The organism is Paracoccus fontiphilus, from assembly GCF_017356265.1.
Taxonomy (GTDB): Bacteria; Pseudomonadota; Alphaproteobacteria; order Rhodobacterales; family Rhodobacteraceae; genus Paracoccus; species Paracoccus fontiphilus.
Genome location: NZ_JAFNAW010000079.1, coordinates 1 through 13529, shown reverse-complemented (window position 1 = coordinate 13529; position 13529 = coordinate 1). Strand labels below are relative to the sequence as shown.

Here is a 13529-nt window from a genome sequence, read left to right as displayed (position 1 = left end):
CAGCCAGCCGGCCCAGGCGGGCCACCACGATCCAGCGGCGGCCTCGTGCGCGGCCCGCCAGTCGGACGCCGGCAGCAGCGCCCCGTCCCCGGGCCGGGTGCCGATCCGGAAGTGGCGGCGCGGATGTCCCGGCTCGCTGACGATCCCGGCATTGTGCCCGCCCGAGGTCAGGACAAAGGTGATCTCGGTATCGGTGAACTGGTGGATCTTGTAGACCGATGTCCAGGGGGCGACGTGGTCGCGCTCGGTGCCGACCGCGAAGACCGGGATGCGGATGTTCTGCAGGGCGACGGGGCGGCCTTCGACCATGAAGCGCCCGGCGGCCAGTTCGTTGTCCAGATACAGGCGCTGCAGGTATTCCGCGTGCATCCGCCAGGGCATCCGGGTGGTGTCGGCGTTCCAGGCCGCCAGATCGGTCATGGGACTGCGCTGCCCCATGAGGTAGTCATGGACAAGCCGCGACCAGACCAGGTCGTTCGACCGCAGCAACTGGAACGCGCCTGCCATCTGGTCGGCCGACAGATAGCCCCGGTTCCACATCATGCTGTCCAGGAAATGCATCTGGCTGGCGTCGATGAACAGCGCCAGTTCGCCCGGCTCGGTGAAATCGACCTGCGCCGCCAGCAGCGACAGCGAGGCCAGCCGGTCCCCGGCCCCCTGCCCCATCGCCGCGGCCGCAATGGCCAGCAGCGTCCCGCCCAGGCAATAGCCCGCGGCATGGACCCTTTCCCCCGGAACGATCGCCGCCACCGCCTCCAGCGCCGCCATGACGCCCTGCCTGCGATAGTCCTCCAGGGTCAGGTCGCGGTCGCCGGCATCCGGATTGCGCCACGAGATCGCGAACACGGTGAAGCCCTGTCCCACCAGCCAGCGCACCAGCGAGTTCCGGGGCGACAGGTCGAGGATGTAGTACTTCATGATCCAGGCGGGCACGATCAGCACGGGTTCAGGCCGTACCGTCCCGGTGGCGAGCGCGTACTGGATCAATTCGATCAGGTGGTTGCGGAAGACCACCTTGCCCGGCGTCACCGCGACCGTTTCGCCCGGAATGAAGGCCTCGGCCCCGGCGGGCGGCTGGCGGTTCATCAGCCGCGCCACGTCCTCGGCCCAGTTGCGCCAGCCCTGCCACAGGTTCATGCCCGCCGTTTCCACGGTGCGGGCCAGAACCTCGGGGTTGGTCCAGGGGTTGTTCGAGGGCGAGACCATGTCCAGCCACTGCTTCGCGGCGAAGGACACGACATCCTCGTGATGCTTCATCATCCCCGGGACCTCGTGCGTCACGTTGTGCAGCCATTGCTGCCCCAGCAGGAAGGCCTGCGCCATCGTGGAAAACGGCTGCCGCTGCCAGCCGTCGTGGCGAAAGCGGTTGTCGCCCGGCAAGGGCCGGATGGCCGGCGGCGCGCCGGGATCCATGGTCGAGGACATCAGCCAGGTCATCAGCCGCCCGGTCTTGCGCGCGGCCTTCCACAACAGTTCCGCCCGCTTGCCCGGCGCCGATGCCAGGTGGAACGCCCAGTCATAGCCCGCAAGGGCAAGCGATCCGGGCGACACGCCGCCCGTCATCTGCCCGCCAAGGGCCTCCCGCATCCGGTCCATGGCGTGGAAGGCCGCAAGGCCGAGGCTGCTGTCCTGATCGGCATCGGGCAACGGGGCGGACGGGATCATCGCGGTCTCGTGGCAGGTGTCGCGGCGCGAGGGTGGGCCATACCGCCCCGCCTCGTCAACCGCCCCGCCCGCGCGCCCCGGCTGGCCGGGCGCGACATTCGGACGCAGCGCGGCATCCGGCCGCAAGACGCATGGCACTGCCGGGCAAGACCCCGACGGGGCGATCCTGCAGGCCAGCCGGTCGTCCGCGCCCCGGCCCGGGACGCCGAACCGGCCATCCACCCGGAGCGGCGATCCCCAGGGCACCCTTCTGCCCGAGACGATGCGCCGAAAGCCCGGGACACGGCGCAGGCGCCCTCGGAAATCATCGCCCGGCCCGCGAGGCCGCATCAGTCACGTTTGAAAGGGCAAGGTGTCTGACCGGCGATGCGGAACCGTCTGCCGCTCGTCAGGACATCTACTGGTCGGAGCGAGAGGATTCGAACCTCCGACCCCCTGCTCCCGAAGCAGGTGCGCTACCAGGCTGCGCTACGCTCCGACCGTAGATGGGGCAGGTAGCGCGGGGCGGCGCCGAATGCAAGCCCCGTCAGGGGCGCGGCGGCCATATTCTTTGCAGAAGCGAGGTGCGGGGCGCGGTCACCGTTTCGGCGCGGATGCGGGATGCGATCACCGGGCGGTTGGCGGAATTGCCGCCCCGCCCTTCGCGCCAGACGATGTAGATGCCCGAGCCGATGATGACGGTCGCGCCCAGGACCGTCGGCAGGTCCAGCACCTCGCCGAAGAAGATCCAGCCATAGGCAGTGGCCCAGAGGATCTGCGAATACTGCATGGGGGCCACGATCGCCGCCTCTCCGGCGCGATAGGCCAGGATCAGCAGGAAGCCCGCGACCAGTCCCAGGCAGGCGATCAGGCCGGCAAGCGCCAGGTGCGGCAGCTCCATCGGCCGATAGTCCAGCGCCAGCGAGGCGCCGGTCGCCACGAAGTTGCCCAGCATCGGCCACATCAGCAGCACCAGCGGGCGTTCGGCCCGGCCCAGCTTGCGCAGCACCACGGCGGTCGTGGCGGACCCCATGGCCGCGGCCAGGGCGGCCGCATGGCCCAGTTCCAAGGCCTGCGCGCCGGGGCGCAGCACGATCAGAACGCCGATCAGCCCTGCCACCACCGCGCCCCAGCGGTGCGGCCCGACCCGTTCGCCCAGGATCGGGATCGACAGGATCGTGACCAGAAGCGGCGCCGAGAACAGGATCGCGTAAACCTGCGCCAGCGGCAGTTGCGAGAAGGCGAAGAAGCTGCCCATTCCCGCCACGACGCCCACCACCGTGCGTAGCGCGACCCAGCCGGGATTGGCAGGCCGCAGCGTGCCGGGCGTCGGATCGCGCATGATGACCAGCATCACCAGCGGGAATGACAGCAATGACGAGAAGAACAGCACCTGGAGCGCAGGATACTGCGCCCCCAGCGTCTTAATGACCACGTCATGCGTCGCGTAGAGGCCCATGGCCAGCAGGGCCAGGACCGCGCCGCGAACGTTGGACGCGGTCTCCATCAGCCCTTGGACAGCGCGGCGATGATGCGGTCGCCCATCTCGGAGGTGGAAACCGGGGTGCCGCCCTCGGGGCCCATCAGGTCGGCGGTGCGCACGCCGTCCGCCAGCACCTGCTCGACCGCGCGTTCCAGATCCGCCGCCGCGTCGCCCTGGTCGAAGGAATAGCGCAGCGCCATGGCAAAGGACAGGATGCAGGCGATCGGGTTGGCCTTGCCTTGACCGGCGATGTCGGGCGCGCTGCCGTGGACGGGTTCGTACAGCGCCTTGGGCCGCCCGTTCGCCATGGACGCCCCCAGGCTGGCCGAGGGCAGCATCCCCAGGCTGCCCGTCAGCATCGCCGCCGCGTCCGACAGGATGTCGCCGAACAGGTTGTCGGTCACGATCACGTCGAACTGGCTGGGACGGCGCACAAGCTGCATCGCGCCGTTGTCGGCATACATGTGCGACAGCTCGACATCCGGGTATTCGTTGTCATGGACCCACTGCACCTCCTCGCGCCAGAGGATGCCGGATTCCATCACGTTGGCCTTCTCCATCGAGCAGACCCGGTTCGACCGCCGCCGCGCCAGTTCGAAGGCGGAACGGGCCACCCGCCGGATCTCTCCGCTGGTATAGCGCTGGGTGTTGATGCCGACGCGACCGCCCTCGTTGTCGGGGTTGTTGTCGTCGGAATGGATGCCGCGCGGTTCGCCGAAATAGACGCCCGAGGTGAGCTCGCGCACGATCAGGATGTCGAGGCCCGCCACCACCTCGCGCTTGAGCGAGGAAAAATCGGCCAGCGCGTCGAAGCATTGCGCGGGGCGCAGGTTGGCGTACAGGTCCATTTCCTTGCGCAGCCGCAGCAGCCCGCGTTCGGGCTTCACGCTGAAATCGAGATTGTCGTATTTCGGACCGCCGACCGCGCCCAGCAGCACCGCGTCGACCGCCTGGGCCTGGGCCATCGTCTCGTCCGTCAGGGGCGTGCCATGCGCGTCATAGGACGAGCCGCCGACAAGGCCGTGCATGATGTCGAAGGACATGCCGCGATTGGCGCCGAACCAGTCGATGACCTTCACCACCTCGGCCATGACCTCGGGGCCGATCCCGTCGCCGGGCAGGATGAGAAGCGAATAGCTGTCGGACATGGTTCCTCCGGGTCCTTGGGTCGCGGCATCGCATCCGGTGCTAGCCCCCCCGCCGGGGCGGGTCAAGTTGGGCCGCGTTCCTGCCCGCCATGCCTTGCGCCCGGCGCGCCCTTGGCGCAGCCTGCCGCCGCAACGGAGGGGTGGAATGCGCTGGATCATGTCGCCGGGACTGATGTCCCTTGTCCTTGGCTATACGCTGAGCCAGTTCTACCGCGCCTTCCTGGCGGTGCTGTCGCCCACGCTGGGGGCGGAGCTGGGGGCGGGACCGGCGGATCTCGCGCTGTCCTCGGGGCTTTGGTACATCGCCTTCGCCGCCGTGCAGATCCCCGTGGGCTGGGCGCTGGACCGCTTTGGCCCGCGCGAAACGGTGGCGGCGCTGCTGGGCCTTGGCGGTTGCGGCGGCGCGCTGGTCTTCGCCTTGGCCCAAGCCCCCTGGCACATCCACCTGGCGATGGCGCTGCTGGGCATCGGCTGCGCGCCGGTGATGATGGGCAGCTTCTACATCTTCGCCCGCACCCTGCCGCCCGCATCCATGAGCGCGGCGGGCGGCGCCGTGGTGGGCATCGGATCGCTGGGCAACATGCTGGGCGCCGCGCCGCTGGTCTGGGTCATCAACGGGATCGGCTGGCGCGCCTCGCTGGCCGGGCTGGCGGTGGTGACGCTGCTGGTGTCGCTGGCGATCCTGGCGCTGGTCCGCAACCCCGACAAGCCCGGGGGCCAGGGGCGCCCGGCGCGGCTGCGCGACCTGCTGGCCGTGCGGGAACTGCGGCTGATCCTGCCGCTGCTTGGCGTGACCTATGCCGCCTCGGCCTGCATCCGGGGGCTGTGGGCCGGACCCTTCCTGTCCGAGGTCTATGGCGCGGGCGACTACCTGATCGGCTGGGTGACGCTGGGCATGGGCCTGGCGATGGTCGCGGCGAACCTGTCGGTGGGCTGGATCGTGCGGGTCATGGGGTCGGACAAGCGCACCTCGGTCGCCAACACGCTGCTGCTGTGCCTGGTGCTGGCGGGGCTGTGGCTGGGGTCGGGCGAAAGCCTGCTGCTGTCGGGCGCGCTGCTGGTCATGGTCTGCATCTCGGACAGTTCCTATTCGCTGATCATGTCGCACGGCCGCGCCTTCCTGCCCCACCACCTGGTCGGACGCGGGATCACCTTCATGAACATGGTCTCGATCTCGGGGGTGGGGATCATGCAGTTCCTGTCGCGGCCGGTCTACCTGTCGGCGCAGGCCAGCCACCCGGCGGCCGAGGCCTATGGCCACATCTTCCTGTTCTTCCTGGTGCCGTTGGCTGTAGGGCTGGCCTTCTACCTGTTCAGCGCCGAGAACCGCCATGCCTGACCCCACCCCTGGCCCGCTGGTCATCGCCCCGAACCTCAAGCGCCGGTTGTCGGGCGTCACCGCCACCGTGGTCCGGCTGATCCCGGTGCAGGCGCGCATGATCGCGATCCGCGCCACCGGCCCCGGCCTGCCGCCCGAGGTTCCCCATATCCCGCTGGCCCGCGCCGTCCTGATGCCGCGCGACCGCTGGCGGGTCTGGCACGCGCGGCGCAACACGGAAATGGCGCTGGGCCTGATCCTGCGCCGGGTGCTGCGGCGGAAATACCGGCTGATGTTCACCTCCGCCGCGCAGCGCCGCCATACCGGCTTCACCAAATGGCTGATCCGGCAGCAGGACGCGCTTGTCGCGACCTCGGACAAGGCCGCCAGCTATCTGGACCGGCCTGCGACGGTCGTGATGCACGGGGTGGATACGGGGGTCTTCCATCCGGCCGGGGACCGGGCCGCGCTGCGCCGCGCGCTTAGCCTTGATCCCGATGCCGTGCTGATCGGCTGCTTCGGCCGGGTGCGGGCGCAGAAGGGCGTGGATCTGCTGGTCCGCGCCGGGCTGCGCCTCTTGCCTGACCGCCCGCGCGCGCAGATCGTCCTTACCGGCCGCATCACCCCCGACAACCGCGCCTTCGCCGACGGCCTGCTGGCCGAGATCCGCGCGGCGGGTCTGGAAAACCGCATCCGCTTCCTGGGCGAACTGCCTTGGGACCAGGTGGTGCGCCACTACCAGGCGCTTGACCTGTTCGCCGCCCCCGCCCGATGGGAGGGCTTCGGCCTGACCCCGCTGGAAGCCATGGCCTGCGGCGTGCCGACCGTCGCCGCCCGCGTCGGCGCCTACGAGACGCTGATCCGCGACGGCGTCACCGGCAGCCTTGTCCCGGCCGATGACCTTGACACCCTGACCGAGGCCCTGCGCCGCTGGCTGGACGACGATGCCGCGCGCCGGCAGGCGGGCCGCGATGCCCGCGCCCATGTCGAGGCCAGCCACGCCATCGAGGGCGAGGCTCGCGCCCTGGTCGCCCTTTACCACGACCTTCTGGCGCGCCCATGAACAAGCTGGGGTTCTACACCGCCCGCCTGCTGCGCGACGAAGGGGCGCTGCAGGCCATGTCCGTCCCGCAGGGCAACCTTCTGGCCGATCTCGAGGGCAGAACCGTTGCGCTGATCGGCAACGCCCGGTCGCTGGCCACGGGCAGGCAGGGCGCGGCCATCGACGGGGCCGACCTGGTGATCCGCATCAACCGCGCGCCCATGCCCGCCCCGGACAGCCACGGCACGCGCACCGACTGGCTGGCCCTGGCCGTGCGCCTGCCCGATGCCGACCGCGCCCGCCTGTCGCCCGCGCGCACCTTGTGGATGTCGCCCAAGCGCAAGCGGCTGGACTGGCGGACGGCGACAAGCCCCGGCTTCTACCTCCATCCTCTGCCCGACTATCACGCGCTGAAGGGCCGCCTTGCCGCCCCGCCCACGACGGGGGCGATGATGATCGACCTTCTGCTGCGGTCGCGCCTGTCCCGGCTGACGCTGCACGGCTTCGACTTCTTCGCCAGCCAGAGCCTGTCGGGCAGCCGCACCGCAGCCCAGGTGCCGCATGATTTCGGCGCCGAGGCCGCCTGGGTCGCGGATCTGGAAAGGACGGATGGGCGCCTGCGCCTTGCATGACCCCCTTTCCCCTTCCCTTGCACCCCCCCATGCGCTAAACGCACCCGACCGCCAGAAAAGGAGTCCCAAGGAGATGGGGTACAAAGTCGTCGTCGCAGGCGCCACCGGAAACGTGGGCCGCGAAATGCTGAACATCCTGGATGAACGCCAGTTCCCCGTGGATGAGATTGCCGCGCTGGCCTCGCGCCGGTCGCAGGGCACCGAGGTCAGCTTTGGCGACAAGACCATCAAGGTGAAGGACATCGAGCAGTTCGACTTCACCGGCTGGGACATCGCGCTGTTCGCCATCGGCTCGGATGCGACCAAGGTCCATGCGCCCCGCGCCGCCGCGGCGGGCTGCGTGGTGATCGACAACTCCTCGCTGTATCGCTACGACCCGGACATCCCGCTGATCGTGCCGGAAGTGAACCCGGACGCGGTCCACGGTTACAGCAAGAAGAACATCATCGCGAACCCCAACTGCTCGACCGCGCAGATGGTGGTGGCGCTGAAGCCGCTGCATGACCGCGCCCGCATCAAGCGCGTCGTCGTCAGCACCTACCAGTCCGTGTCCGGCGCCGGCAAGGAAGGCATGGACGAGCTGTGGGACCAGACCAAGGGCATGTACGTGCCGGGCCAGGAGGTCGCGGCCAAGAAGTTCCAGAAGCAGATCGCCTTCAACGTGATCCCGCAGATCGACGTTTTCCTTGATAGTGGCGACACCAAGGAAGAATGGAAGATGACGGCCGAGACGAAGAAGATCCTCGACCCGTCCATCAAGGTCACGGCGACCTGCGTACGCGTCCCGGTCTTTGTCGGCCATTCCGAATCGATCAACATCGAGTTCGAGGATTTCCTGGACGAGGACGAGGCCCGCGACATCCTGCGCGAGGCGCCGGGCATCCTGGTCGTCGACAAGCGCGAGCCGGGCGGCTACACCACGCCGGTCGAGTGCGTGGGCGACTTCGCCACCTTCGTCAGCCGCATCCGCCAGGATGTGACCGTGGAAAACGGCCTGAACCTGTGGTGCGTCAGCGACAACCTGCGCAAGGGCGCGGCGCTGAACGCGGTGCAGATCGCCGAGCTGCTGGGCAACCGCGTCCTGAAAAAGGGCTGACCTCGGTGTTCGACTGGATCGCGGGTTTTCTCGACAGCGGCGGGGCCTTGGCCATCGCCGCCCTGATGCTGCTGGAAAATGTCTTTCCGCCGATCCCGTCGGAACTGATCATGCCGCTGGCGGGCTTCAACGCCGCGCGTGGCGGCACGCCCCTGTGGCTGGCGATCCTGGCCGGAGGCCTGGGGTCGCTGGCCGGCGCCTATCTGTGGTATCTGGCGGGCCGCGCCTTCGGCGCACACCGGCTGCGCCGCCTGATCACCCGCCATGGCCGCTGGCTGACCCTGACCCTGTCCGAATTCGCGGCAGCTGAAGGCTGGTTCCGCCGCCATGGCCGCGCGGTCGTGTTCTTTGGCCGCTTCATCCCCACGGTGCGCACGCTGATCTCGATTCCCGCCGGGATCGAGCGGATGCCGCAGGGGCAGTTCCTGCTGTTCACCGCGCTTGGCAGCTTCATCTGGTCGGGCGGGCTGGCGCTGGCGGGCTACCTGCTGGAAGACCGGTATGAACAGGTCGAACACTGGATCGACCCGCTGTCCACCGCCGTCGTGCTGGGCATCGTCGCGCTGTATGTCTGGCGCGTGATCCGCTGGAAGCCCGACGCCTGAGGCGCCGGGCGCCCCTTCAGACCTCCACCCAGGCCCTGCCGCCGTCGCTGGCCTGAACCAGCGTGCCCTCGCTGATGTCGTGGACCAGGCCGTGCAGCGACATCTGCCCGGATTCGACGGCTTCCTTCACGAACGGGAAGGTCATCAGGTTCTCGATCGACACCAGCACCGCCTCGCGTTCCAGCGCGGCGATCTGCTGGCCCTCGGGCAGATCCTTAACCCGGTCATAGCCGGGGCGCAGGACATCCATCCAGCGGCCGACGAAACTGGTCTTTTCCTCAAGCTCGGGGGCATGGCCCGAACACATTGCATGGCAGCCCGCGACGCCGCCGCAACTGGTGTGGCCCACCACGATCAGATGCGCGACCTTCAGCGCCTGCACCGCGTATTCCACCGCGGCCGAGGTGCCGTGCTGCAACCCGTCGGGCGCATAGGGCGGCACCAGGTTCGCGATGTTGCGGTGGATGAAGAATTCCCCGGAATCCGCGCCGAAGATGCTGGTGACATGGACGCGGCTGTCGCAGCAGGAAATCACCATGGCGCGCGGGCGCTGCCCGTCCGTCGCCAGACGGCGGTACCAGGCGCTGTTCTCGGAATAGGACGTGGCGCGCCAGCCGTGGAAGCGGCCCACCAGGTATTGCGGCAGGGGGCGGATGTTATGCATGTCTCACCTCTCTTGTCCCGCCGGTTGATAGGGCGTGATTGAGACAAATTCGAGCGATTTCTTGAGGCGGCGGCAAGCCTTTCTTCACGGCAAGGCCCCATGGTGGCGGGACTTGACGTGCGAGAGGTAAGGCAGATGGCACAGATCACGGCATTGGCCGTCTCGGAACCGGTTCGGGTGGATTCCCGCCGCGTGGGCGATATCGTGACCGAACTGGGCGAAACGGCGGCGCAGAACGTCATCGGGCTGGCGCTGGAACAACTGGCGGGGGCCCTGACCGCCGCCGACCGCGCCATCCGCGACACCGACCTGGCCGAGGCCGTGCGCCAATGCGACCTGCTGGCGCGGCTTGCCTGGCAGATCGGGCTTTTGTCGCTGGCGGGCGTGGCGATGGATCTGGGCGGCTGCGCGGAAAGGCGCGACCCGGTCGCCATCGGCGCCATCCATGCCCGGCTGATGCGGGTGGGCAACCGCTCGCTGACGGCGATCTGGGATCGTGGCGGGCTTGGCTAGTCTTGCGGGCGGATGCGCAGGTTGTAGTCTGGCCGTCGGACAGACAAGGACCAGCCCCATGATCCCCGACTTCGCCCCCCCATCCGCCGATGCGCTGCCGCTTTGGGCGGTGTGGAAGGGCGACCCCCTGGCCGACCAGGCAGGCCCCTGGCCCGCCGCCAGCGGCTTTTCCGCCAAGCCGGGAGAGATCTGCCTGCTGCCGAACCCCTCGGGCGGGTTGGCGGGGGCCTTGCTGGGACTGGGCGACCGGGCGGCGGCCAACCGGCAGCGCTTTCTTCTGGCCCATGCCGCGGCCCTGCCGGCAGGCACCTGGCGCCCGATCCTTCCCGAAGGCATCGACCCGGCCGAGGCCGCGCTGGCCCTGCTGCTGGGCCAGTACCGCTTCACCCGCTACAAGGGCAGCCCCTACGCCGGCCCGCAGTTCACCTGCCCCGAGGGCGTCGATGCCGCCCGTGTCCGCGCGCTTGCGGCGGGCGAGTTCCTGACCCGCGACCTGATCAACACCCCCGCCAACAACATGGGGCCGGACGCCCTGGAAGCCGCCGCCCGCGCCCTGGTGTCCGAGATCGGCGCCGCCGTGACGGTGACCGCCGGGGCCGACCTGCTGGACGCCAACCTGCCGATGATCCATGCCGTGGGCCGCGCGGCCGAAGGGGCGCCGCGGCTGATCGACATCCGGCTGGGCGATTCCGGCCCGCGCCTGACGGTGGTCGGCAAGGGCGTCTGCTTCGACACGGGCGGGCTGGACATCAAGCCCTCGGCCTCGATGCTGCTGATGAAGAAGGACATGGGCGGGGCCGCCACGGCGCTGGGCCTTCTGAAGATGCTGGCGATGACCGGCGCCGCCGACCGCCTGCAACTGCGGGTGCTGCTGCCGGTGGTGGAAAACAGCGTGGCGGCCGCGTCCTTCCGGCCCGGCGACGTGCTGACCAGCCGCAAGGGCCTGACGGTCGAGGTGAACAACACCGATGCCGAGGGTCGCCTGATCCTGGCCGATGCCCTGGCGCTGGGGGCCGAGGAGGCGCCCGACATAATGATCTCGCTGGCGACCCTGACGGGGGCCGCGCGGGTGGCGCTTGGGCCCGACCTGCCGCCCTTCTATTGCGACGACGATGCCACGGCGGACGCCCTGTCCCGCGCGGCCATGGCGGTGCGCGATCCCTTGTGGCGGATGCCCTTCTGGGACGGCTACGAATCGCAGATCGAACCGCAGATCGCGGATCTGGACAACGCGCCGTCCGGCGGCATGGCCGGGTCGATCACCGCCGCGCTGTTCCTGCGCCGCTTCGCCCAGGGCGCCGGTCGTTACATCCACATGGACATCTATGGCTGGCAGCCGGTCATGGCGCCGGGCCGCCCCAAGGGCGGCGTAGGCCAGGGCGCGCGCGCCATCCTGGCGGCATTGCCCGAAATCCTGCCGGGGAACGAGTCGTGACGCTGGACCGCCGCCTCACCCCGACGACCGACCGCGTGGCCCTGGAAAGCCTGTGCGGTGTCATCGAACGGCCCGCCTATACGCCCGGCCATCCCGCGCGGCTGACGGTGCCGCTGGCCGACCTGACGGCCACGCCCGACGGCCGCCGCGACCGGCAAGTGAACTTCGGCGCCGACGTCACGGTGATCGAGACGCGGGGCGCCTGGTGCTTCGTGCAGGCCGCGCTTGACGGCTATTGCGGCTGGCTGCCCGCCGCCGCGCTGGGCCATGACTTGCTGCCCGTCACGTACCGGGTGACGGCGCCCGCCACCCATGTCTATCCCGCCCCTGACATGAAGCAGCGCGAAGCCGCCAGCCTGTCGCTGGGCGCGCGCCTGTCGGTCGCGGGCATCGAGGGGCGCTTCGCCCGTCTGGCGACCGGCGGCTTCGTGCCGGTGCAGCATGTCGGCGACGGGCCGGCCAGCGACCCAGTGCCCGTGGCGGAAAGCCTGTCGGGAACGCCTTACCTGTGGGGCGGCAACAGCCGGTGGGGCATCGACTGCTCGGGCCTGGTGCAGGCGGCGCTGACGGCCTGCGACATCTCCTGCCCCGGCGACAGCGACCTGCAGCGCGACGCCTTTCCCGCCGTGGACGACATCCGCCGCGGCGACCTTTTGTTCTGGCCCGGCCATGTCGCCATGGCCATGTCGCCCGACCGGATGATCCACGCCACCGCCTGGACCATGTCGGTGATCGCCGAGCCGATCCCCGAGGCCCGCGCCCGGATCGAGGCGGACGGCACTGCGTTCCTTGGCATCCGCCGCCCGCCTCTGGCGCAGGCCGCCGCTTTGGCCTAGACCGCCGCCGAAGGAGTTTCCGGCCATGTTCACCGTTTCGCTGATCGCATCGCCCCTGCGCGCCAACCTGACCGAGGCGGTGGCCCGCGACCTGGCGGACCGCTGGAAGGGCGGGCCGCTGCGCTGGCTGAACCCCCATGTGGCGGCCGAGTTCGACCTGGAGGCAAAGCCCGCGGATTTCGACGCCGCCTGGGCCGAGCTGCAGCAGCAGACGCTGGACCTCGCCATCCAGCCCGCCGAAGGGCGGCGCAAGGCGATCCTGCTGGCCGACATGGATTCGACCATGATCGGGCAGGAATGCATCGACGAACTGGCCCATGTCGCGGGCGTCGGCCCCCGCGTGGCGGACATCACCGCGCGCGCCATGAACGGCGAACTGGATTTTCATGGCGCCCTGACCGAACGCGTCGGGCTGCTGGCGGGCCTGCAGGACAGCGTGATCGCGGACGTCCTGGCCTCTCGCATCACGCTGGCCTCGGGCGGGGCGGAACTGGTGGCGACGATGCGCGCGAACGGCGGCTATGCGGCGCTGGTCTCGGGCGGCTTCACCGCCTTTACCGAATCCATCGCCGACCGTCTGGGCTTTGACGAACACCGCGCCAATACCCTGCTGGCCGAGAACGGGCTGCTGACGGGTCTTGTGGGCACCCCCATCCTGGGCCGCGAGGCCAAGGTCGAGGCGCTGGAGGAGATCGCCGCCGCGCGCGGCCTGACCCCTGCCGACGTGATCGCGGTGGGCGACGGCGCGAACGACCTGGGCATGATCCAACTGGCAGGGACCGGGGTGGCGCTGCACGCCAAGCCGTCGGTCGCGGCCCAGGCGCCCGTCCGCATCAACCATGGCGACCTGACTGCGCTGCTGTATCTTCAGGGCTACGGCATCGCGGATTTCGTCACGGGCTGATCGCCAGCACCGTGTCGGCGGCAGGCCGGGCAACGCTGTCGGCGGCCCCTGTTCCCGCCCAGAAGGCGCCGTATCCGGCATGGCCCTGCGCCAGCGCGGCCGCGTTCAGCGCCTTGCCGATGTCATAGGCCACCGGGTAATCGGCCGCGCCCGCCCCGTCGATGGCGGTGAAGTCGTTGCAGAGGCACCGCGCCGGCCGCCCCGAGATG

Annotated in this window: 13 protein-coding genes, 1 tRNA gene and 1 pseudogene; 9 read left to right on the top strand and 6 right to left on the bottom strand. The window is 69.7% G+C overall.

Features of this window, described 5'->3' with window-relative positions; translation table 11 throughout:
- The 4 genes from J0F76_RS18140 to leuB all read right to left on the bottom strand — a co-directional run.
- The coding region (locus J0F76_RS18140; RefSeq protein WP_341351620.1) for a PHA/PHB synthase family protein at positions 1–1791 on the bottom strand (1791 nt) is incomplete at its 3' end.
- 275 nt (positions 1792–2066) lie between these two features.
- Positions 2067–2143: transfer RNA gene (locus J0F76_RS18135), tRNA-Pro, on the bottom strand.
- Between the two features lie 48 nt (positions 2144–2191).
- On the bottom strand, positions 2192–3151 hold the full coding sequence (locus J0F76_RS18130) for a DMT family transporter (RefSeq protein WP_207471642.1): 960 nt from the start codon (positions 3149–3151) through the stop codon (positions 2192–2194).
- Positions 3151–4275 (bottom strand): 3-isopropylmalate dehydrogenase, encoded by a 1125-nt coding sequence (gene leuB, locus J0F76_RS18125; RefSeq protein ID WP_207471640.1) that lies wholly within the window; start codon positions 4273–4275, stop codon positions 3151–3153. Before leuB ends, J0F76_RS18130 begins: the two co-directional genes overlap by 1 nt.
- Positions 4276–4420: 145 nt before the next feature.
- Here leuB and J0F76_RS18120 point away from each other — a divergent pair, with 145 nt between their 5' ends.
- The 5 genes from J0F76_RS18120 (at position 4421) to J0F76_RS18100 (ending at position 8968) form a co-directional block, all read left to right on the top strand.
- Positions 4421–5614: an MFS transporter gene (locus J0F76_RS18120; protein ID WP_207471638.1), complete on the top strand. Its 1194-nt coding sequence runs from the start codon at positions 4421–4423 to the stop codon at positions 5612–5614.
- Complete coding sequence (locus J0F76_RS18115) at positions 5607–6656, top strand: glycosyltransferase family 4 protein (protein ID WP_207471636.1); 1050 nt, start codon at positions 5607–5609, stop codon at positions 6654–6656. Before J0F76_RS18120 ends, J0F76_RS18115 begins: the two co-directional genes overlap by 8 nt.
- Positions 6653–7267, top strand: a complete 615-nt coding sequence (locus J0F76_RS18110; protein WP_207471634.1) for a glycosyltransferase family 29 protein — start codon at positions 6653–6655, stop codon at positions 7265–7267. The genes J0F76_RS18115 and J0F76_RS18110 overlap by 4 nt, the downstream gene beginning before the upstream one ends.
- 73 nt (positions 7268–7340) lie before the next feature.
- Complete coding sequence (locus tag J0F76_RS18105; RefSeq protein ID WP_207471632.1) at positions 7341–8363, top strand: aspartate-semialdehyde dehydrogenase; 1023 nt, start codon at positions 7341–7343, stop codon at positions 8361–8363.
- A 5-nt stretch (positions 8364–8368) separates the two neighbouring features.
- Positions 8369–8968 (top strand): VTT domain-containing protein, encoded by a 600-nt coding sequence (locus tag J0F76_RS18100; RefSeq protein WP_207471627.1) that lies wholly within the window; start codon positions 8369–8371, stop codon positions 8966–8968.
- A gap of 16 nt (positions 8969–8984) precedes the next feature.
- Here the strand turns inward: J0F76_RS18100 and J0F76_RS18095 are convergent, their stop codons facing one another.
- On the bottom strand, positions 8985–9632 hold the full coding sequence (locus J0F76_RS18095; protein ID WP_207471626.1) for a carbonic anhydrase: 648 nt from the start codon (positions 9630–9632) through the stop codon (positions 8985–8987).
- Positions 9633–9767: 135 nt separating this feature from the next.
- Here J0F76_RS18095 and J0F76_RS18090 point away from each other — a divergent pair, with 135 nt between their 5' ends.
- Genes J0F76_RS18090 through serB form a run of 4 tightly spaced genes read left to right on the top strand, consistent with a single transcriptional unit; the run spans position 9768 to position 13320 of the window.
- On the top strand, positions 9768–10145 hold the full coding sequence (locus J0F76_RS18090) for a hypothetical protein (protein ID WP_207471625.1): 378 nt from the start codon (positions 9768–9770) through the stop codon (positions 10143–10145).
- Positions 10146–10203: 58 nt separating this feature from the next.
- Entirely contained in the window at positions 10204–11580 is a 1377-nt protein-coding gene (locus J0F76_RS18085) for a leucyl aminopeptidase family protein (RefSeq protein WP_207471624.1), read from the top strand.
- 2 nt (positions 11581–11582) lie between these two features.
- Complete coding sequence (locus J0F76_RS18080) at positions 11583–12416, top strand: C40 family peptidase (RefSeq protein WP_242690384.1); 834 nt, start codon at positions 11583–11585, stop codon at positions 12414–12416.
- Between the two features lie 25 nt (positions 12417–12441).
- Positions 12442–13320, top strand: coding sequence for a phosphoserine phosphatase SerB (gene serB, locus J0F76_RS18075; protein ID WP_207471623.1), 879 nt, complete (start codon positions 12442–12444; stop codon positions 13318–13320).
- Here serB and J0F76_RS18070 read toward each other — a convergent pair.
- Positions 13310–13529, bottom strand: a pseudogene (locus tag J0F76_RS18070) (nitronate monooxygenase); the annotation flags it as partial. The gene serB and the pseudogene J0F76_RS18070 overlap by 11 nt on opposite strands.

Bases quoted from the DNA above. Each gene is read 5' to 3' on its own strand.
- J0F76_RS18130 (WP_207471642.1), bottom strand. From the start codon at position 3,151: ATGGAGACCGCGTCCAACGTTCGCGGCGCGGTCCTGGCCCTGCTGGCC.
- leuB (WP_207471640.1), bottom strand. From the start codon at position 4,275: ATGTCCGACAGCTATTCGCTTCTCATCCTGCCCGGCGACGGGATCGGC.
- J0F76_RS18120 (WP_207471638.1), top strand. From the start codon at position 4,421: ATGCGCTGGATCATGTCGCCGGGACTGATGTCCCTTGTCCTTGGCTAT.
- J0F76_RS18115 (WP_207471636.1), top strand. From the start codon at position 5,607: ATGCCTGACCCCACCCCTGGCCCGCTGGTCATCGCCCCGAACCTCAAG.
- J0F76_RS18110 (WP_207471634.1), top strand. From the start codon at position 6,653: ATGAACAAGCTGGGGTTCTACACCGCCCGCCTGCTGCGCGACGAAGGG.
- J0F76_RS18105 (WP_207471632.1), top strand. From the start codon at position 7,341: ATGGGGTACAAAGTCGTCGTCGCAGGCGCCACCGGAAACGTGGGCCGC.
- J0F76_RS18095 (WP_207471626.1), bottom strand. From the start codon at position 9,632: ATGCATAACATCCGCCCCCTGCCGCAATACCTGGTGGGCCGCTTCCAC.
- J0F76_RS18090 (WP_207471625.1), top strand. From the start codon at position 9,768: ATGGCACAGATCACGGCATTGGCCGTCTCGGAACCGGTTCGGGTGGAT.
- J0F76_RS18085 (WP_207471624.1), top strand. From the start codon at position 10,204: ATGATCCCCGACTTCGCCCCCCCATCCGCCGATGCGCTGCCGCTTTGG.
- serB (WP_207471623.1), top strand. From the start codon at position 12,442: ATGTTCACCGTTTCGCTGATCGCATCGCCCCTGCGCGCCAACCTGACC.